This window comes from Paractinoplanes rishiriensis, from assembly GCF_016862375.1.
GTDB lineage: Bacteria > Actinomycetota > Actinomycetes > Mycobacteriales > Micromonosporaceae > Actinoplanes > Actinoplanes rishiriensis.
On the sequence record NZ_BOMV01000024.1, the window covers coordinates 1 to 19,293 of the forward strand.

The following is a 19,293-nucleotide window of genomic DNA, read 5'->3' on the forward strand; positions in this document are numbered from 1 at the left end:
AACCGCGCGGTCCCACCGGACCAGCCCACCGGACTGGGCCCACCCAACCGACCCCACCCGGCCCGTCCCACCGAACCCACCGAACCCACCGAACCCACGGAACCCGAGCAATGCCCGAGGCCCCCGCCTTCGTTTCGTTCCTGCTGCCACCCGCCGGTCCTGGAACGCGAGCCAAATGCGCATTGGCCCGTTTTGCCTAGTTCGCGCCAGCCCAAAAGCAACCACCGGCGAGGACAGATCACCCAAATCGCCCTCCTGTCGCCGATCTTGTGGAGTAGCCGTTCGTCAGTGACAGTTCGTCAGTGACCCGAAAGACAAACTCCGCGCTGACCGCCATGACATTTCGGACATCCTAGTCAAAGACGACAGCACAAGACATAGTTAAGCCTGATATATCCGGCTAAGCCGACCGGCCAACCGATCCGTGGGTGGGCGGAAAGAAGGGTGGCGGTCAGCTTCGCGTTCGGTGCGGCCAAGCTACGGCTCGGTCCGCCGGCATGCCCGGGTGCCGACCACCTGGGCCTGCCCGCGCCCCGAAAGGTGGAGCCAACTCGCCGGGGACAGGCCCAGCGCGGGAAAGCGCCAACCAGCGCGGGAAAGCGCCAACCAGCGCGGGAAAGCGCCAACCAGTGCGGGAAAGCGCCACCCAGCGCGGAAAGCGCCAACCCGACACGGGAGCGCCAACCCGCCCAAAACCGTCACCGCCGCGGTGTCGGGCCGCGGCTCCGGGGCCACTCCGGCGGCGTGAACCGGCCCGCCCGCACCTTCTCCGCCAGCAACCGCCGCCTCCTCGCCCGCGCGTCGGTCTCGAGCCCGAACCGCTCCCCCGGCAACATCACGCCACCGCCCGGTCGTCGGCCACGCCGGCCGGGGCCGCGCGGTGGATGCGGATGTGGCCGCTGACCGTGCGCACCCGCAGTTCCAGCTCGACCGGGCCGTCCGCCGGCGGCACGTCGCCCTGCGCCGTCAGGTCGGTGGTGGACCGGCCCGACACTGTGTTCAGGTCCATCCACAGCGCCGACCCGGCCGCGACGCCGACCTGGACGTCGCCGGACACCGTGCGCACGCTCGCCTGGCCGCGCCGGAGCCGGCCTACCTCGATGGTGCCGCTCGCCGAGCCGGCCCGCAGCGAACCACCGACCGCGTCGAGGCGGATCCGGCCGCTGGCGGTCTCCACGGTGACGTCACCCGTGACGTCACCGGCGTGCAGCTCGCCCGAGGCGCTCTTGAGGTGCAGCGCGCCGCCGACCCGGCCGACCGTCAGATCGCCGCTGGCCGCGTCCAGGCGCACGTTGCCGGTGGCCTCCGCCAGGTTGACCGCGGCCGAGGCCACCCCGAGCTGGACGTCCGCGAACCGGCCCGCCAACCGCACGTCGGCCGAGGCGCTCTCGCCGGCGACGCTGCTGCCGGCCGGCACCCTCGCGACGATCCGCAGTCTCGGCGATCGGCGCCCGGCCGGTGCCCGGATCACCAGGCTGTCGCCCTCGAGCACCACCTGGGTCTGCGACGCGTCGCCGCCACCCGGCGCCGCCACCTCCACCTCGATGCCGTCCCGGTCCTCGGCGGTGATGTCCACCGACCCGCTCAGTGCCCGCAGCACCACGGTCACCGGGGCCGCTCGCTCAAACTCGTACATCTCCTGCTCCTAAGCTTGGAAAAAGCCACTGATCCGCCGACCCGGCCCGGACGCCCGGTGCGGCCCGGAGACCGCCGCGGTGACCGCCCGCACCAGCCACGCGTTGACCGAGATCCCCTCGGCCGCCGCCAACTGCTCGACGTGCGTCTTGAGCGCCTCCGGCATCCGCAGCGTGAGCCGGGTCAGGTCGCCGCTGTCCGGCGGTGGCGCCGCCGGCGGCACGTGCGTGGCCTCCTGCTGCGTCACCACCAGATCGGCCTCGCGCCCCCGCAGCCGCACCTCGACGCTGGCGTCGGACAGCCGCGTGGTGATCTCGGCGGCGGCGTCGGACAGCGCCTCCAGCAGCGCCAGCCGCGCCGACGCCGCCAGCGAGTGCCCCAGCAGTTCGGCCGCCCGGGTGGTCTCCGGGCCACCCGGTGCAGCCGCCGCGGCGAGGTCGGCGCGGAGTGTTTCGAGGTACGGCGTCAGGTCCATGTCACCACTATGACGTCATAACTGACGTCATGCAAGTGCCACTATGACATCTCAGGGACGCCCCTGAGTCCGGGTTGGGGTGCTCCCCGTACCCGAATCTCCTTGCGCCCTCCCCCGCTGGACGGACGATTCGGCGCCGGACCGCCGAAACACTGAGTCAGCCGGCCGGGCAGGTCTGCCCGGCCGGACCAACGGCGGACGGACGGGCCGGCCTGACGGGGGCGGCGCCGCACGTGCATGAGGGGCGAAGGGGCACGACGGATGGATGGGACAAGGGCGCTGGAACCGGTGGCGGCACGCGCCGACGAGGTGTGGAAGGTGTACGGGACCGCGGAGGCGCGGGTGGTCGCCCTGCGCGGCGTGAGCGCCAACTTCGCCCGCGGGAAGTTCACCGCGATCATGGGGCCGTCCGGCAGCGGCAAATCGACGTTGATGCACTGCCTCGCGGGGCTCGACACGGTCAGCCGCGGCACCGTGCACATCGGCGGCACCCAGGTGACCGGGCTCGGCGACAAGGCGCTCACCCGCCTGCGCCGGGACCGGGTGGGCTTCATCTTCCAGCAGTTCAATCTGCTGCCGACGCTGACCGCGGCGGAGAACATCCGGCTGCCGCTGGACATCGCCGGCAAGAAGCCCGACCCGCAGTGGTGGGACACGGTCATCGGCACCGTGAACCTCCAGGACCGGCTCGACCACCGCCCGAGCCAGCTGTCCGGCGGCCAGCAGCAGCGGGTGGCGTGCGCGCGGGCGCTGATGAGCCGGCCCGACGTGATCTTCGCGGACGAGCCGACCGGCAACCTGGACTCGAAGTCCGGCGCCGAGGTGCTGTCGTTCCTGCGGTCCAGCGTGCGCGAGCACGGCCAGACCATCGTGATGGTGACCCACGACCCGGTCGCGGCCAGCTACACCGACCGGGTCGTCTTCCTGGCCGACGGCGAGATCGTGCAGGAACTCGACCGGCCCACCCCGGAGTCCGTGCTGGAGGCCATGAAGCACGGGGAGGTGCTGGTCTGATGCTGCGCGCGACGCTGAAGAGCCTGCTCGGCCGCAAGCTGCGGCTGGTGCTCTCCGGTCTGGCCGTGGTGCTCGGGGTGATGTTCGTGGCCGGCGCCTTCGTGCTGACCGACACCCTGGGCCGCTCGTTCGACCAGGTCTTCGCGCTGGGCTACTCGCAGACCGATGTCGGCGTGACGGCCAAGCCCAAGATCGCCGTGTCCGAGATGGAGGGCGAGCAGGTCGACGCCACGCTGCCGGCGAGCGTGGTCGACGACGTCCGGCAGATCCCCGGGGTGCGGACCGCGACCGGCATGGTCGGTGCCGACGGCGCCCGGGTGATCGGGTCGGACGGCAAGGTGCTGCAGAGCTTCGGCCCGCCCCGGCTGGGCGTGAACTGGGTCGGCACCGACGATCTCACCCGGCTGCGCGAGGGCCGGGGGCCCGAGAAGGACACCGAGATCGCGGTGAATGCCGAGGTCGCCAAGGCCGCCGGGCTCAAGGTCGGCGACCAGGTGGGCGTGCTCACTCTGGAGCCCAAGAAGACGTTCACGCTGGTCGGCATCTGGGGCTACAACAGCGACAAGGACAGTCTCAGCGGGGTGCAGGAGGTCGCGTTCACCGACGCCGCGGCGCAGCGCCTGATGCTCGGCGAGACCGGCGTCTACAACATGGTCAGCGTGCGGACCGCCGACGGGGCGGATCCCGCGGAGGTACGCGACCGGATCGCGGCCGCCCTGGGCAGCGCCTACGAGGTAAAGACCGGCGAGCAGCTGGCGGCCGACGACGCCGCCGAGCTCAAGGAGTTCCTCGGATTCTTCAACCAGGTGCTGCTCGGCTTCGCGGCCGTCGCCCTGTTCGTCGGCATCTTCCTCATCCTCAACACCTTCTCGATCATCGTGGCCCAGCGGACGCGCGAGCTGGCCCTGATGCGGGCCCTCGGCGCGAGCCGCCGCCAGATGATCGGCTCGGTGCTGCTGGAGGCCGTGGTGATCGGCCTGCTCGCGGCGGCGATCGGCCTCGCGGCCGGGGTCGGCGTGGGCGCGGGCCTCGGCTACCTGTTCAGCGCGATGGGCGGCGGCATCGACCTGGCCCCGGTCGGGGTGCCGATGGCCGCGGTGCTCAGCTCGCTGATCGTCGGCGTGGTGGTGACCGTGGTGGCGGCCGTGCTGCCCGCGCTGCGGGCCTCGCGGATCGCCCCGGTCGCGGCCATGCAGGACGTAGCGACCCCGGACCGTCCGCTCACCAAGGTCAGCGTGGCCGGTGCGCTCGTCGGTGCGGCCGGCGCCACGACGCTCGGCATCGGCCTCTACGCGACCAGCTCGCTCTGGCTGATCCTGACCGGCGTACTGGTGAGCTTCATCGGCGTGGCGCTGCTGACGCCGCTGATCTCGCGACCGGTCGTGGCCCTGCTCGGTCGCATCTTCTCCTGGTCGGTGCCGGGCCGGCTGGGCCGGCTCAACTCGGGCCGCAACCCCCGGCGTACGGCCATCACGGCGGCCGCCCTCATGGTCGGCATCGCGCTGGTCACCGGCGTCACCGTGGTGATGAACTCGGCCAAGACGAGCCTCGCCGCGCAGGCCGAGGACACCATCAAGGCCCAGATCGTGATCGGCGGCGAGCAGGGCGGCCCGCGGGCACCCACCTTCGACCCGGAGGTGCTGGCCAAGGCCCGCCAGGTCGACGGCGTGCAGGCGGTCGGCGGGGTGTGGAACGACCAGGCGCTCATCGACGGCCGGCTCACATACGTGAACGCGACCGACGACCTGGCCCAGCTGGCCGCCGCATATGGCAGCCCCGCGCTGCCCACGCTGCGACCGGACCAGATCGCGCTCAGCACCCAGCAGGCCACCGAGCACAACTGGACCATCGGCAGCGTGCTGACCGTCCAGACCGCGCGCGGTGACCCCACGAAGCTGACCGTAGCGGCCACCTACGACGAAAACGCGATGCCCGGCAGCTACCTGCTCCCGGCGGCGCTGACCAAGGACTTCGGCCTGACCCAGCCGATCTTCGGCTTCGTCCGGCTGGCCGACGGGGTGACCGTCGAGCAGGCACTACCGGCCGTCAAGCAGCTGGTCGCGGACAGCCCCGAGGTCACCGCCACCGACCGCACCACGTTCGTCCAGCAGCAGGTCGCCGACTTCGACACGGTGATCACCATGGTGCAGGTGCTGCTGGCGCTGGCCATCCTCATCGCGGTGCTGGGCGTGGTCAACACGCTGGCCCTGTCGGTGCTGGAGCGCACCCGGGAGCTGGGCCTGCTGCGGGCGGTCGGGCTGAGCCGCGGCCAGACCATGCGGATGGTGACCGTCGAGGCCGTGGTCATCTCGGTCTTCGGGGCCCTGCTGGGGGTCACCGTCGGCGCCGGCCTGGGCGCCGCCGTGGTCCGCGCGCTGGACGGCGAGGGCATCACCCAGCTGGTCCTGCCCTGGGGCGGGATGGGCCTCTACCTCGGCCTGGCCGCCCTGGTCGGCGTCCTGGCCGCAGTCCTACCGTCGATCAAGGCGGCCCGGCTCAATGTTCTGGCTGCAATAGCTCATGACTGATCAGTAGCGACGTCAGGTAGGCGGGGTCCACACCCACCAGCGAGGTGCGGAGGTGGACCCCGTCGGTCGCCGGCAGCTCCAACTCGGCCGGCACCGCCAGCACCACCGCACCGGAGGCGAGCGCGCTGGCCACCCCGGTGGGCGAGTCCTCGACCGCGATGCACTCGGTGATCGGCACCCCGAGCAGGGCCGCCGCGGTGCGGTAGGGCTCCGGGTCGGGCTTGGGCATGGTCACCTCGTCACCGCAGACCACCACGTCGAAGTTTTCCCGCCCGAGCGTGTCGAGCGCCGCCTCGACGAGCAGCCGCCCGGTCGAGGTGACCAGGGCGGTCGGCATCCCGGCCAGCTTGACCGCGCGCAGCAACTCGGCCGCGCCCGGCCGCCACACCAGCCCTTCCCGGAAGAGCTCGAAGACCCGCGAGGTCAGCCACTTGACGTCGGGCTCCTCGGGCCGGTCGGGCTGGCCGAGATCCTCGCGCAGGATCCGCATGCTGTTGGCCATGCTGTTGCCGACCATCGCGTGCCGGGCGCCCTGGGACAGCTCGCCCCCGGCCCGGACCGCAAGTTCGTACAGCGCGATGTCCCATACTTTTTCGCTGTCGACCAGGGTGCCGTCCATGTCGAAGAGCACCGCGGCCGGTCGTTGAGAGTTCATCGCTCCCGATTCTCCCCGCCCCACCCGCCGATCGGGGCACAGAATCAACGATCGTCCTGTCAGCTGCATCACGGCAGCAGTAGCTTCCGCTCATGGAGCTGCACGCCGAGGACGTGACCCCCGAGACCGCCCGCCCCGTCCGCAGCCCCCTGCTGCTGCAACGCTGGGCGGATCTGGCTTTCCTGCACTGGCCGGTGGCCCCCGAGGTGGTCGCCCCGCTGCTTCCAGCCGGCACCAGACCCGACACGCTCGACGGCGTCACCTACGTGGGCCTGATCGGCTTCCGGATGGAGGGCTTCGGCTTTCTGGGCGGTCCCGGCGTCCCCTATCTGGGCACGTTCTGCGAGACCAACGTGCGCCTGTACAGCGTGGACCCCCAGGGCCGCCGAGCCGTGGTCTTCCGCTCACTGGAAGCCGAACGTCTGATCCCCGTGCTGGTGGCCCGCGTCTCGCTGCGCCTGCCCTACATGTGGTCCCGCATGCGCCTGGCCCGCCACGGCGACGTCCGCACCTACTCGTCGCGCCGCCGCTGGCCCGCTCCCCGAGGCGCGCGGAACGCGATGTCGATCCGGATCGGCGCCCCCATCACCGAGCCGACCCCGCTGGACCACTTCCTGACCGCCCGCTGGGGCCTGCACACCCGAGCCTGGGGCGCCACCCGCCATCTGGCCAACGAGCATCCCCGCTGGCCCCTGCACCGGGCCACCCTGTTGTCGCTGGACGATTCCCTGGTCAGCGCGGCCGGTCTGCCCGCACCCGCCGGGCCCCCGAGCAGCGTCCTGTACTCGCCCGGCGTCCCGGTGATATTCGGAAGACCCAAAATTCATAAGGTACGCGCGACCCCGGCGCCAACCGCACAAACGCCCGAACCCGATCGAGCGACCGGGCCGTAGCCACCCCGGGCCATACCGGCCACCGGCCCGGCGGGTGGTCACCGAGGCGGCCGTGGCCCGGAACCGGGCCACGGCCGCTGGTGCGCACTACCGTCAGACGCTGATCCGGCCGGCGCCGGCTCCGCCCGACACGATGGACTTCACGTTGCACGCGGTGTCCAGCGCGTACGAGTACGGGATGCTGGCCACGCTCCCGCCCTGCTGGCCCGAGCCCGAGCCCACATGGCAGTTGTTGCGCGCGACCAGGGTGCCCGGCCCCGAGTCGCCCTCACCCAGGTGGAACGGGTCGTCGGTGTTCTCGAAGTAGTTGCCTTCGACCAGCACGCCCGCGCCCTCGGTGGACGCGACGCCGTACCCGCCGACGTTGCTGTACAGGTTGTTGTAGACGTGCACCGGGTTGCCGAAGCGGACCCGGGGGTGCCGCTGGTTCGAGCCGTCGAACCAGTTGTGGTGGTACGTGACCCGCAGGTGGCCACGGTCCTGGCTGCCGTTGTCGTCGCTGTGGCCCAGGAGCATCGACTTGTCGTGGCCGAACACCCGGTTCCAGGAGATCGTCACGAAGTCGGAGCCGCGCTTGACGTCGACCGCACCGTCGTAGCCGTTGGTGAAGCTGTTGTGGTCGATCCAGATGTTGGTCGCCGACTCCTGCACGTTGATCGCGTCATCGTCCCAGTTGCGGAACGTCAGGTTGCGGATGATGACGTTGCGATCGCCGTTGATGTTGAAGCCGCAGCCGGAGATCGTCGCGCCGGCGTTGCCGAGGACGGTCTTGTTGGACCGCACCCGCAGCATGCCGGAGCAGGAGATCGTGCCGGACACCCGGATCACCGCGGCGTTCGTCGAGCCGAGCGCCGAGGTCAGCGCGGACGCGCTGGTCACGGTCGTGGCCGCGGCGCTGCCGCCACCGGTGGTGCCACCGTTCTGCGTCGCCCATCCGGCCAGTCCACCGGACGAGGGAGGCGGGTTGGTAGGCGGGTTGGTGGTGCCACCGCCGACACGGATCAGTTGCCACTGCTGGTTGAAGCCGTCCAGGTCGCCGAACTGCGAGACGATGCCGCCGTCGGCGGTGGACCACTCCCACAGGTCCAGTGCCTTACCGCTGTGCCGGCTGATGAACCGGACGTAGCCGTCGGCCGAGTCCCGCAGCGCGAAGTGCTGCTTGTTGTCGCTGCTGGCCGTGGCCTGGACGACCTGGGCCCCGTCGGTCGCGTTGGGCACCGCGACGACCTTGCCGCTGTGCCGGTTGCGCAGCTGGTAGTAGCCGCTGCCGACACTGACGAACTGGAACTGCTGGTTGGTGGCATCGGTACGGGTGAACTGGCGGATCTGACCGCCGTCGGCCGTGGACCACTCCCACAGGTCCATGGCCTTGCCGCTGTGCCGGTTGACGAACACATACTGGGCCGACGTGTCGACGGTGGCCGCCTGGGAACTGGTGGCCAGCACCGCCAGCGTGGCGGGAATGGCGACCACGAGGGCCGCCGCCGGAGCCAGCCGGCGCAGCACCCGGTGCCGCGTCAGCCGGTTGAGGAATGTGGAACGATCGGTGGACATGACGCTCCTTCAGAACTCATACGAAGGAAGGGCAATAAGCGCGCACATCACCTGCCGGATCGCAGTTCAATGCGATTCCGGAACGGGGGGCGGTACGGTTGATTCACACGGCTACGAGCGGAAACAGCGCCACGCCGGCAGGGACGACTGCCTGGATGGACGCCCACCAATACCCGAAGCCGGCCGGAAGCCTCCTCTCATGAGATCGTTAACATCCCCAGAGTGTATTTGCGGTATCGAATGGAGTCGATACCCATTAGTTGCAGGTTATTTGCAGCCCATTCACAAATATCGATGGACTATTAAAAGCGTCCCAGAATTACGCCAGATGCCGCCCAAAACCACCGATGTCCACATGATCAGCCCGCACTCGCGAGGCTGACGGGAACGACAGAGGCCCTCGATGATCCACTCCGTGCCGACCCGCCCGCAGACCGTGGCCTGCGAAACCGCCACCCGCGCACCCCACCCGGCCCTGCAAAGGTATGTCGTCGGCTACGGCGCCTTCCGCTCCGGCACCCGGCACGCCCTGGCCCACCGTCTGCTGCCCTTCGGCCTGGTCACGCTGATCCTCGACCCCGACGAGGAACTGCTGGCCACCGGCGCCCGCCCGCGGATGACCGAGGCCGGCCCGACCCGCTGGGGCAGCGGCGTCACCGTCGCACTCACCCCGGCCGGCGTGCCGGCCCTGCTGGGCATCCCCATGAGCGAACTCACCGGCCAGACCGTGCCGCTCACCGACCTGCCGGCTCCCCGAGCCACTGACCTCACCGAGCCCCGCACCGCCGGCCTCACCAGGCCCCGCGCCACTATCCTCACCGGGCCCCGCGCCACTGGCCTCACCAAGCCCCGCGCCACTATCCTCACCGGCCGCCGCGCTGTCGAACTCGCTGACCGGCTCGCGGCCGCCCCGGACTGGTCGGCCCGGTTCACCATGCTCGACGACCTGCTGACCGGCGCGTTGTTCCCCGGCGCTCACCTTGCCGGCACACGCACCGGAAGCCGCGAGCCGCAGCCGGAACCCCGCGCTCCGCACCCCGGCGGCCGGAGACTCGGGCCCGACCCCGCGACGCTCGCGGCCTGGCGCCTGCTGCACCGATCTCGCGGCCGCCTCCGAGTGGGCGCCGTCGCGACCGAGGTCGGTGTACCGCGGCGTCAGTTGGAGCGCGCGTTCCGGCAGCACTTCGGCATGTCGCCGGGGGCCGTCCAGCGGGTCGCCCGGTTCCAGCGGGCCGCCGACCTGATCGGGCTCGGCGTTCCGCTCGCCGCGGTCGCGGCCCGCAGCGGCTACGCCGACCAGTCGCACCTCAGCCGCGAGACGCGCGACCTCGCCGGGTGGACGCCCGGGGAGCTGCGCGCAATCGTCCAATACCGGGAGATGGCCGCCGCCTAGCTTCGGCGGCATGACGCTGACTGGCAAGACCGCGATCGTGACCGGTGGCTCGCGCGGAATAGGGCGCGCGATCGTGCGCCGCCTGGCCGACGCCGGGGCACGCGTGGTCTTCACCCACGCCGGAGCACGGCGCGTGGACGCGTACCCGGGAACCCAGCCGATCGTGGCCGATCAGAGTGACCTCGCCCACCTGGCCGTGGTTTTCGACCAGGTCCGCGACAGCGGCCTGGACATCCTCGTCAACAACGCCGCGATCAGTTCGCCGACCCCGATCGCCGACCTGACGACCGCGGAGCTGGAGCGGGTGATGACCGTCAACTTCACGTTTCCGCTGCTGGCCATCCGCGAGGCGCTGCCGCTGCTGCGCGACGGTGGGCGCATTGTCAACCTGTCCAGCCTGAACACCGTGATCCCGGGGCCGGGCCTGACTCTCTATTGCGCCAGCAAGGCAGCGTTGGAGCAGGTCACGGCCGTGGCCGCCCGCGAGCTCGGGCACCGTGGCATCACCGTCAACACCGTCTCCCCGGGTGCCACGGACACCGACATGTTACGCGCCACCAACCCGCCCGAGGCGCTCGCGCAGACCGCCGCGCTGACCGCTCTGCGACGCCTCGGCGAGCCGGACGACGTGGCCGCCGTGGTGGCTTTCCTGGCCGGCCCGGACGCCCGCTGGATCACCGGCCAGAACATCCGGGCCACCGGCGGCCTGCTGGTATAGACCCATGAGACCGCCACGATCGGGTCGGGCGCCGTGCTTGTACCGTGCCCCGCATGCGGATCCTGCACCTCTCCGACACTCACGTCCGCCGCGAAACCGGCGCGGACGCCCGTGGCGTGGACGCCCGCGAGTCGCTCCGGCGCATCCTGCACGACTGCGCCGAGATTCCCGGCCTGGATGCGCTGGTGCTGACCGGCGACGTCGCCGACGACGGGTCCCGGGAGGCCTACGCCGACGTCCGCGACCTGCTGGCCGCGTTCACCAGGGAGCAGGGCATTCCCGCGTACGTCACCACCGGTAACCACGACGAACGCCACGCCTTCACCCAGGTCCTCGGCACCGGTCACGCCGACCGCCCGATCACCCACCTGGAATCGGCGGACGGCGAGCGGGCCGCGGTCAGCACCGTGCGGGGCGTCCGCATCGTCACGCTGGATTCGCTGGTTCCCGGCAAGGGTTACGGCCTGCTGAGCCGCACCCAGCTCGACTGGCTGCGCGCCGTGCTGGCCGGCCCCGCCCCGCACGGCACCGTCGTGGCGTTCCACCACCCGCCGATCCACGTGCCCGGCGTGGCCGTCCAGCGCGCCCTGGGCCTGCAGAATCCGGCGGAACTGGCCGAGGCGATCGCCGGCAGCGACGTCCGCCTGCTGCTCTGCGGCCACTTCCACCTGCAGCTCACCGGAGCACTCGGCGGCGTACCGGTCTGGGTCACCCCGGGCGTGGTCAACCGGATCGACCTGACCGCCGCGCACGGCACCGAGCGCACCGTCCGCGGCGCCTCGGCCTCAGTGGTCGACCTGCCGGAGGACGGGCCGCCGGTAATGCACACCGTGCACGCGCATGACCCGCGGGCCGGCGCCACGCTCCATCACGCCGACGCCGTCGAGGTGTCCGAGATCATCGCCAAGCTGGGCCCGGAGCCGTAGCGGCCCCCCGCGTCGCAGTCTCTCCCGGCGCCGCGGCGGTTCCCGGCCCCGCGGCGGTTCCCGGCCCCGCGGCTTTCCCGGAGCCGTAGCGTTCGGCGATCGTGGCGAAGGCGGCCTTTGGTTCCCACGGCAGCCCGGTCGCGGCGGTGCGCCCGTCGAGCACCTTCACGATCCCGAGGCTCGCCAGGTCGAGGTCGTCCCGCGGAGCGCCGCCGGGCCGGTGCGGCAGGTTGTGCAGGGCGAAGAGATGCACGAATGCGCTGTCCACGCCCTCACTGTCGAAGATCTCCAGCAGCTCGCCGAGGTACGCCGCCTGGCCGGGCTCGTCCCGCTCGTACTCCCCGTTCAGCCGCAGCGGCAGACCGGTGACCTCGTCGAACTCCAGGATCTCCATGCTGCGCGGTGCGACGTCACCGGCGCCGCGCCAGGTGGCGGTGCCGAACCCGGTGACGGCGACGGGCTTGGGCTGCGCCACCAGGCTGCGCACGCCGGCCCGGAACTGGTCGGCTACCTCGGCGGACCGGATGAGTTCCACGGTCACGACGTCGAACAGTTCCCAGTCGACCCCCTCGAACGGGATGGCGGCGTACGTGACCTTGCCTTTGAAGATCTGCCGGATTTCTGCCACCGCGGCGCGCAGGAACTGATCGAGCCGGCCGCGGACCTCGGCCATCCGGGCGGCAGGGTCGGCGAACAGCCAGCCGAGCCGGTCGCCGAGCCGGTCGCCGGGGATGAAGCCGCGGTTCATGATGCTCAGCTCGACGCCCGCCACGAACACCACCTCGGCACCGGCCATCCGGATTCGCTCGGCCCGTGCGGCGCAGTCGAGGAAGAGTTCGCGAATCTCGCCGTCCGTCAGATCGAGCGGGTACGGCGAGAACCAGATCTCCAGTCCGAGATCGGCGGCGGTTCGAGCGGCCGCTTCCAGGCGCTGGGGGTCACCGCCGACCAGGTGAACGGCGGTGCAGTGCAGGTCGTCCCGGATGATCGTCAGCTCGCGCCGGATGAGCTCCGGGTCGAGGTTCTCCAGGGAGTTGCGCCCGTGCTGGACGAATCCGGTGTCGTAGGTGATGCCGTTGGCTCGCATAAATCTTGCGTACACGCAATTTTGCGCGCACGCAAGTTTCTGGCAGGATCACGGCGTGACACGCGAGCAGAAGAAGCAGGCCACCCGGGAGGCCCTGCGGTCGGCGGCCCTGAGGCTCGCCCTGGAGCGCGGCCCGGAGAACGTGCGGGTCGACGACATCGCCGAGGCCGCCGGGGTGTCCCCGCGGACCTACAACAACTACTTCGCGAGCCGTGAGCAGGCGATCGTCGCCGCGGTCATCGCCGGCCGGACGGCCGGCTTCCGCACCGCCCGGGTGAGCCTGACCGACGCCGTCGTGGGACTCTACACCGGCGAGAGCGACCAGTCGCCGCGCGTGCTGACGATGCTCCTGTCCACCCCGGCCCTGCGCGACTGCTACGTCGACGCCGCGACCATGATCGAAATACCGCTGGCCGAAGCGCTCACCGCACGCCACCCCGGCATCGACCCGCTGACTGCCGAGGTGCTCGCCGCCGCGGTCAGCGCCGCCGTCCGGGTCGCCCTTCGCCGCTGGCTGCAAGAGGCCACCGCACTGCGAGCGGCCACCGCGCCCGATGAAGGCAGCGCGCCCGATGAAGGCAGCGCGCCCGATGAAGGCAGCGCGCCCGATGAAGGCAGCGCGCCCGATGAAGGCAGCGCGCCGCAAGAGGGCAGCGCGCCGACGTCGACGCCCGGTTTTGTGGTGCCGTCCGGCTCGCTGCCCGATCTGATCCGCGCCGCCCTGCGCCCGCTCGCCCCGGCCCTAGACCTTGGTCGGCAGCCGGCGGTGTAGCTCGGCGATCAACACGTCCGGGCCGGGGGACATCAAACCCACATCGACCAGGTACGCGACCTCGCCGCCGCGACGGCGCATCCGCGGACGGCGGCCGGGACCGTCGCCGATCGTGGCGAAGTCCTCGGCGACCGGGGTGACGACCAGCTCCCGGAACGGGCCCCAGTGACGCAGCGACACCGTGGCCACGCCGGCCCACGGCAGGTGCACCGGCTTACGGCCGGTGGCCGCGAAGTCCAGGCCGTGCATCGAACTGTGCAGCCAGCCGAGCCGGCGCCAGGCGACCAGCAGGATCAGCGCCGCCAGCACGACCGGGACGATCAGGGCCAATTCCAGGCTGGTCACCAGGTCGCCCGCGGTCGGCGGGTAGCCCATGACCAGGCGGATCAGCAGGTGCAGCACCAGACAAACCGACCAGACGGCGGCGATCACCCAGAGCATCGTCACGTAGACCATGGCCCGGGGCTGGAAGAACGTCACGGTGTCGTCGGCCGGTCCGAGGACTTGGTCGATGTGCGCCACCGTTGCATTATGCGGGTTTTTAGGGCTATTTGCGGTGCTCACCGCGATTATGACGCTATGACCGTGACGGCGCGGCTCACCGCGGCCACCGAACCGCTGTTCGCTGGGGCGGCCACGCTCTTCGACGAGTACCGGCAGCACTACGGTGCCAATCCGGCTCCGGAGACCGTGGCCGATTGGATGCTCGAGCAGGTGCTGTCGTCCCGGGCGCGGATCTATGTGGCGGGACAGGGCGTGACCGCGTACGGGATCTGCTCGGTAGCCGTGGTCCCGGCCGCCTTGACGCTGCGTACGGCCTGGTTGGTCCGGGATTTGTATGTCCGGCCCGAGTCCCGGCACCAGGGCGTGGCCCGCGCGCTGCTCACCCAGGTGGCCCAGGAGGCGCGCGCCGGCGGGGCCCACCGGCTGTCGCTGCAGACCGACCTGGCCAACGCGCGCGCCATCGAGTTGTACGCGCGCAACGGCTACAGCGTGCTGACCGACGTCGCCGTCATGGAGCTGACGTTTTAGAGAACAGGCACGCCGTCACGGTCCGCAGCGGGCGCGGGAATCCGCGGGCCGGCGGCTACCTGCCGTGCGTACGACTTCGTCGCGATGTAGAGCTTGTAGATCAGCAGCAGTTCGAAACCGGCGAGCAGGGCCGCCGAGATCAGCGTGGTGCCGATGATCCCGTTCACCACCGGGCCGACGATGAATACGAACATCATGAACTCGATGCCGCTGATCACGTGCGCCCGGATGCGCTGGCGGATGAGCGCGTTGCGAATCCGGATGAACAGCCCGAAACGCGTCCGAAAATCGCCGTAGACGTCGGCCACGTCCGGCGACTCGACCCGCTCGGCCGGGTGCTCGTCCTCGCCGTCCTCGACGAACACGACCGGCGGCGCGTCCTCGCCCCGCAGCGCGGCGAGCCCGGCCTTCATCTCGTTCTTGACCTTGCCCATCTGGAGCGCGTTCAGATAGCGGAACATGTCCAGGAAGAGCACCAGACCGGCTAGCCAGACGTACGCGAAGTTCCCGGTCAGCACGTACTGCCCGCCGAAGAGGCCGATCGTGCAGACCGCCACCCGCAACCGGTCGAAGACATAGTCGAGCCAGGCGCCGAACACCGATCCGGTCCCGTTCAGGCGAGCGATCTTGCCGTCCATGCAGTCCAGCACGAAGCTGAGGTGGAACAGCAGCGCGCCGGCGAGCAGCCACGCGTACGTGCCCTGCCAGAAACAGACGGCCGAGACGATGCCGATCAGAAACGCCGCGGTGGTCAGCCGGTTCGGCGTGACCCAGCGCCACGGGGCGACAAGCTGGACCAGACGGGAGGCAAGCGGATCAACCAGCCAGACGGTCCACCACGCGTCGCGGCTCTTGTAGGTCCGGGTACGGATCTCGTCGAGGGTTACCCGTTGCGCCATGAGACAACCCACCTGGTGCTCTGAACATGAACTTTCGAACGCGCGGACATTACCGGAAACCAACGCCCGGTGAGAACCCGTACGCGAAATGACCTTTGTGTGGGCTTTGACCGCCGAGCCGAGTCACTTTCCGTTCACCCATCCGTGATCCGAGGGGGCAGCAGACATGGAGGCCAGCCACGTGGCCGGCGACCTCGAGACGGTGATCCTCACCGAGGAGCAGATCCTCGCCCGGGTGACCGCCCTCGCCGACGAACTCCACCGGCAGTATGAAACCCGCGCGCCAGTCCTGGTCGGCGTGCTCGGCGGCGCCGCCACGTTCACCGTCGACCTGGCCCGCGCGTACCCCGGACAGGTCGAGATCGGCTGGATGGCGCTCAAGTCCTACACCACCGGCAACCGCGCGTCCGGCTCGGTCCGCCTGCTCAAGGACCTGGAGGTGGACATCGCCGGCCGCGACGTGGTCATCGTCGACGGCGTGATCGACACCGGCCTGACCATGCGCTGGCTGATCAGCAGCCTGCGCCAGCGCGACCCGGCCTCGATCACCGTATGCGCCCTGCTCCGCAAACCGGACACGGCGCGTTTCGGGGACACGCCGACCTTCGTCGGCTTCGACGTGGGTCCGGGGCTCATCGTCGGTTACGGCCTCGACTACCAGGGCCAATATCGAAACTTACGCTGCGCGGCGGTCCTCGCCGCGCACGCGTACGCCTGAAATGCCCGCCCCGGCACCCCGGTGGGCGGGCCGTGCGCGGCGCGGCCGCCGGGTGCCCTGCACGGTCCGCACGTAGGCTGTCACCTATGACTGAGTTCGACGGCCTCCCGCTGCTCCGCTCCCCCGTGGCTATCGCCGCCTTCGAGGGCTGGAACGACGCTGCGGACGCTTCCACCGCGGCCGTGGAACACCTCGAACAGGTGTGGCAGGCCCGGGAGATCACGACCATCGATCCCGAGGACTTCTACGACTTCCAGGTGAGCCGGCCCACCATCACGATGGCCGAGGGCGAAACCCGGAAGATCGAGTGGCCCACCACCCGCTTCATGGTCGCCTCGCCGGAGGGCAGCGACCGCGACGTGGTGCTGATCCGCGGCATCGAGCCGAGCATGCGCTGGCGCACGTTCTGCGAGCAGGTCCTCGAGGTGTGCCACAGCCTCGAGGTCAACCGCATCGTCCTGCTGGGCGCCCTGCTGGCCGACGTCCCGTACACGAGGCCGCTGCCGATCAGCGGTTCGGCAAGCGACCGCGAGGCCGCCGACAAGTACAACGTCGTCCCCACCCGCTACGACGGCCCCACCGGCATCGTCGGCGTCCTGCACGAGGCGGCCGGCCGCGCCGAGTTGGAGGCGCTGAGCTTCTGGGTGCACGTCCCGCACTACGCCAACAACCCGCCCTGCCCCAAGGCGACGCTGGCCCTCCTGAGCCGCCTGGAGGACGTACTGGACCTGCCGGTACCCATGGCCGACCTGGCCGAGGAGGCTGACGAGTGGGAAAAGCGCGTGCGGGTGGCCGCCGAACAGGACGCGGAACTCGGCGAGTACGTACGCGAGCTGGAGGAACGCGTGGGCGACGAGGGCATACAGCCCTTGACCGGCGACGAGATAGCCAGCGAGTTCGAGAAATACCTGCGCCGCCGGGGCGGCTCAGCCGGCCCGACCGCCGGCTCCTGGTGATGCGCTAGTCGCAGTCACCACGCTTCACGCCGTTGGGGAAGCATTCCCACAGGGGCGTGAAGCGCAGCCCTCCCGACCAGACCCTAGACTGGGAGGCAGTTGTCGATCTTGAATGCGACCAACGTGCCTTCCTCTATCCAGGCAAGGAAACCGGCCCAATCAGGTCGGGTGAAAATTATGGGCTCGGAATCGCGGTTCTTACTGTCGCGCATGGCTACCCGATCATCGTCGAGCACCGCGACCTCCACGCAGGCGTTGTCGGCGCAGTAGCTGCTTCGCGTCCACTCCTGATCATTCAATTTAATACAACCTCTCCCTACTCGTTTTTGGGTATGCCAAAGGGACCCGCTCGATGCACGAACCGAGCGAGGCGAGACATGTTCAACCCTGCGGCACGAGATATGGCCGACCGGTCGGCGGATCGCCGAGGTTATCTATTGTGTTATACGTCGCAATTGTTCATATAGCATCCTCACGGTCCAGCGCGGCTCGCAACTTCGCCGCTCGAGCCATGATCAAGCTCAGACTGGCGTTCTCGTTGAGTGAGTTCGCGCTGATATCTTCGAAATAGGCCCGATGTGTGGCAACCACCTGCGGATCATCGATTATCTGGTCGCCGTCCCAGCTTTCCCGGTAGAGCACGGCGTCCCGGGTGTCCTCGTCATCCAGGTCGACCAGGGTGAATCCGCCCAGTAGTCCTAGCACCCCACGATCCAACGGCAGAATCCTGATGTGCACGTTCGGCCGGCGGGCAGTTTGTTCGAGCGCCACCATCTGATCCGCCGCCAGTTCCGCGCCGCCGATGTCCCGGGAGAGCACGGACTCGTCCAGGACCAGCCGGTAGTCGGGCGGGTTTTCGCGATCCAGCAGGAATTTACGCCGTAGCACGCGAGATTCGGTGCGGACCCGGATGCGATCCTCGTTATCGACGGAATTCCAGATCTGCAAGATCTTCTCCGCCACCGCGGGCGTCTGCAAGGGACCCGGGATCACGACGGGCTGGAACACCCGGATCGCTTTCGCGGAAGCCTCGAATCCCATCAGTTGAATCGTTCCCGGCGTCAGATGGTCGCGAAACTCGGGCCGGGTCAGCCACCGGCTCCGCCGGGACAGCCGGGCGTCCTCCGCGAGCGCGCTGAAGCGCTCGCCGGAGATGCCTCCATACAGGTCGATGAGAGCGCGCAGATCCGTGCCGGAGACCGCGACCTCGCCACTCTCGATACGTTGCACCTTGGAGAGGCTCCAGCCGAGCCGATCGGCGACATCGCTCTGGCTGCGACCACTTGCGTGCCTGGCTTCACGCAGTGCACGCCGCACGCGTCGGCGCGCGACGGCCGGGTGCTCTCCGAAGTAGGCAGTCAAGCTCACGCCACCTCCGCCATCTGCAGCACAGCTATCAGCCACACTGCTGTTTCGTCTGGCGGACGCCATGCTACGTCACACGCACCGGTCCTGTCGCCGGTCAAATCCCGGCTAGACATGCCGCGCCCGGTCCTCACGATGCTCGAGAGCGCGTCGTAATCCTCGCCCGACCTGCTGAAACTCGACTCGGTTCGAGGTCTCGACGAGAGTCGTCCACTCCTCGTCGACCAACCCGTTCAGTTGATATCGCACCCGCGGCCGCACCCGGATACACGCACCGGCGTAGCCCAGCAGAACCACGGCCACCACCACCGCCAGAATGATCGACACGCCGCCGAGGGCCGGGCCGGCAACAACCAGGCCGAACAGCGCCGTGCCGCCAAGAACACGGTGTTTGTACTGGTCACTCGCGGATCCGAGCTCCACCAACTGCACTGCGGTCAACTCGTCGAACCGCACAATTCGCCGTTCCGTCCGGGAAACAGCGATCATTTCGTGGGTGATTGTCGCCAGCCGTCCGCGGTAATAGACAGGCATCTGCGCTTCTCCATCTCTGCATGGAAATCGAAGCCCGACTTGGGCGACAGCACCCAATGGATCGAGCCTCCCGGCATGGGGCCTGCGCTCAGTGTGTGTATGAACAGGACATGATTGCTAGGCAGCAACCTGCGGTATA

At 69.7% G+C, this 19,293-nt stretch carries 20 protein-coding genes; 10 read left to right on the plus strand and 10 right to left on the minus strand.

From position 1 onward, the window contains the following. Nucleotides 1-835 precede the first annotated feature (835 nt). Both Ari01nite_RS12795 and Ari01nite_RS12800 read right to left on the minus strand, forming a co-directional pair. Complete coding sequence (locus tag Ari01nite_RS12795; RefSeq protein WP_203781418.1) at nucleotides 836-1,636, minus strand: DUF4097 family beta strand repeat-containing protein; 801 nt, start codon at nucleotides 1,634-1,636, stop codon at nucleotides 836-838. A gap of 9 nt (nucleotides 1,637-1,645) precedes the next feature. Next, nucleotides 1,646-2,110, minus strand: a complete 465-nt coding sequence (locus Ari01nite_RS12800) for a hypothetical protein (protein WP_203781419.1) — start codon at nucleotides 2,108-2,110, stop codon at nucleotides 1,646-1,648. A gap of 261 nt (nucleotides 2,111-2,371) precedes the next feature. Here Ari01nite_RS12800 and Ari01nite_RS12805 point away from each other — a divergent pair, with 261 nt between their 5' ends. Together Ari01nite_RS12805 and Ari01nite_RS12810 are read left to right on the plus strand one after the other, a co-directional pair. Beyond that, nucleotides 2,372-3,124 carry an ABC transporter ATP-binding protein gene (locus tag Ari01nite_RS12805; RefSeq protein WP_203781420.1) on the plus strand — a complete coding sequence of 251 codons (753 nt, stop codon included), beginning with the start codon at nucleotides 2,372-2,374 and terminating at the stop codon, nucleotides 3,122-3,124. Continuing rightward, a complete protein-coding gene (locus Ari01nite_RS12810; RefSeq protein WP_203781421.1) occupies nucleotides 3,124-5,652 on the plus strand; it encodes an ABC transporter permease in 2,529 nt (842 codons plus the stop codon). Before Ari01nite_RS12805 ends, Ari01nite_RS12810 begins: the two co-directional genes overlap by 1 nt. Here Ari01nite_RS12810 and Ari01nite_RS12815 read toward each other — a convergent pair. Beyond that, nucleotides 5,621-6,307: an HAD family hydrolase gene (locus Ari01nite_RS12815; RefSeq protein ID WP_203781422.1), complete on the minus strand. Its 687-nt coding sequence runs from the start codon at nucleotides 6,305-6,307 to the stop codon at nucleotides 5,621-5,623. The two genes, Ari01nite_RS12810 and Ari01nite_RS12815, sit on opposite strands and share 32 nt — an antisense overlap. Before the next feature lie 92 nt (nucleotides 6,308-6,399). On the opposite strand from Ari01nite_RS12815, the gene Ari01nite_RS12820 reads away from it, so the two are divergent. Continuing rightward, nucleotides 6,400-7,200, plus strand: coding sequence for a YqjF family protein (locus Ari01nite_RS12820; protein ID WP_203781423.1), 801 nt, complete (start codon nucleotides 6,400-6,402; stop codon nucleotides 7,198-7,200). Nucleotides 7,201-7,293: 93 nt separating this feature from the next. Here the strand turns inward: Ari01nite_RS12820 and Ari01nite_RS12825 are convergent, their stop codons facing one another. Continuing rightward, nucleotides 7,294-8,754 (minus strand): pectate lyase family protein, encoded by a 1,461-nt coding sequence (locus Ari01nite_RS12825; protein WP_203781424.1) that lies wholly within the window; start codon nucleotides 8,752-8,754, stop codon nucleotides 7,294-7,296. Between the two features lie 403 nt (nucleotides 8,755-9,157). Between Ari01nite_RS12825 and Ari01nite_RS12830 the strand changes: the two genes are divergently transcribed. The 3 genes from Ari01nite_RS12830 to Ari01nite_RS12840 are packed head-to-tail and all read left to right on the plus strand — an operon-like array spanning nucleotide 9,158 to nucleotide 11,791. Then, nucleotides 9,158-10,147: a helix-turn-helix transcriptional regulator gene (locus Ari01nite_RS12830; protein ID WP_239162706.1), complete on the plus strand. Its 990-nt coding sequence runs from the start codon at nucleotides 9,158-9,160 to the stop codon at nucleotides 10,145-10,147. A 10-nt stretch (nucleotides 10,148-10,157) separates the two neighbouring features. After that, nucleotides 10,158-10,865, plus strand: a complete 708-nt coding sequence (locus Ari01nite_RS12835) for an SDR family NAD(P)-dependent oxidoreductase (protein ID WP_203781425.1) — start codon at nucleotides 10,158-10,160, stop codon at nucleotides 10,863-10,865. Between the two features lie 53 nt (nucleotides 10,866-10,918). Further along, on the plus strand, nucleotides 10,919-11,791 hold the full coding sequence (locus tag Ari01nite_RS12840; RefSeq protein ID WP_203781426.1) for a metallophosphoesterase: 873 nt from the start codon (nucleotides 10,919-10,921) through the stop codon (nucleotides 11,789-11,791). Here Ari01nite_RS12840 and Ari01nite_RS12845 read toward each other — a convergent pair. Continuing rightward, the gene (locus Ari01nite_RS12845; RefSeq protein WP_239162707.1) at nucleotides 11,763-12,878 is read right to left on the minus strand and encodes a glycoside hydrolase family 113 protein; all 1,116 of its coding nucleotides are present in this window, start codon (nucleotides 12,876-12,878) and stop codon (nucleotides 11,763-11,765) included. The two genes, Ari01nite_RS12840 and Ari01nite_RS12845, sit on opposite strands and share 29 nt — an antisense overlap. Nucleotides 12,879-12,933: 55 nt before the next feature. On the opposite strand from Ari01nite_RS12845, the gene Ari01nite_RS12850 reads away from it, so the two are divergent. Then, a complete protein-coding gene (locus Ari01nite_RS12850; protein WP_239162708.1) occupies nucleotides 12,934-13,650 on the plus strand; it encodes a TetR/AcrR family transcriptional regulator in 717 nt (238 codons plus the stop codon). Here Ari01nite_RS12850 and Ari01nite_RS12855 read toward each other — a convergent pair. Continuing rightward, entirely contained in the window at nucleotides 13,621-14,172 is a 552-nt protein-coding gene (locus tag Ari01nite_RS12855) for a hypothetical protein (RefSeq protein ID WP_203781427.1), read from the minus strand. The two genes, Ari01nite_RS12850 and Ari01nite_RS12855, sit on opposite strands and share 30 nt — an antisense overlap. Nucleotides 14,173-14,229: 57 nt before the next feature. Between Ari01nite_RS12855 and Ari01nite_RS12860 the strand changes: the two genes are divergently transcribed. After that, nucleotides 14,230-14,682 (plus strand): GNAT family N-acetyltransferase, encoded by a 453-nt coding sequence (locus Ari01nite_RS12860; protein ID WP_203781428.1) that lies wholly within the window; start codon nucleotides 14,230-14,232, stop codon nucleotides 14,680-14,682. On the opposite strand, the gene Ari01nite_RS12865 is transcribed toward Ari01nite_RS12860, so the two are convergent. After that, nucleotides 14,679-15,581 (minus strand): CDP-alcohol phosphatidyltransferase family protein, encoded by a 903-nt coding sequence (locus Ari01nite_RS12865; protein WP_203781429.1) that lies wholly within the window; start codon nucleotides 15,579-15,581, stop codon nucleotides 14,679-14,681. The two genes, Ari01nite_RS12860 and Ari01nite_RS12865, sit on opposite strands and share 4 nt — an antisense overlap. Nucleotides 15,582-15,747: 166 nt before the next feature. Between Ari01nite_RS12865 and hpt the strand changes: the two genes are divergently transcribed. Together hpt and Ari01nite_RS12875 are read left to right on the plus strand one after the other, a co-directional pair. Then, entirely contained in the window at nucleotides 15,748-16,299 is a 552-nt protein-coding gene (gene hpt / locus Ari01nite_RS12870; RefSeq protein ID WP_203781430.1) for a hypoxanthine phosphoribosyltransferase, read from the plus strand. 86 nt (nucleotides 16,300-16,385) lie between these two features. After that, nucleotides 16,386-17,255, plus strand: coding sequence for a PAC2 family protein (locus Ari01nite_RS12875; RefSeq protein ID WP_203781431.1), 870 nt, complete (start codon nucleotides 16,386-16,388; stop codon nucleotides 17,253-17,255). A gap of 83 nt (nucleotides 17,256-17,338) precedes the next feature. Here the strand turns inward: Ari01nite_RS12875 and Ari01nite_RS12880 are convergent, their stop codons facing one another. From Ari01nite_RS12880 to Ari01nite_RS12890, 3 genes are all read right to left on the minus strand, one after another. Continuing rightward, nucleotides 17,339-17,554, minus strand: coding sequence for a DUF397 domain-containing protein (locus Ari01nite_RS12880; protein ID WP_239162709.1), 216 nt, complete (start codon nucleotides 17,552-17,554; stop codon nucleotides 17,339-17,341). A gap of 160 nt (nucleotides 17,555-17,714) precedes the next feature. After that, nucleotides 17,715-18,617 (minus strand): helix-turn-helix domain-containing protein, encoded by a 903-nt coding sequence (locus Ari01nite_RS12885; protein ID WP_203781432.1) that lies wholly within the window; start codon nucleotides 18,615-18,617, stop codon nucleotides 17,715-17,717. A 111-nt stretch (nucleotides 18,618-18,728) separates the two neighbouring features. Beyond that, nucleotides 18,729-19,154, minus strand: a complete 426-nt coding sequence (locus Ari01nite_RS12890) for a DUF6232 family protein (RefSeq protein WP_275410846.1) — start codon at nucleotides 19,152-19,154, stop codon at nucleotides 18,729-18,731. Between the last annotated feature and the right edge of the window lie 139 nt (nucleotides 19,155-19,293).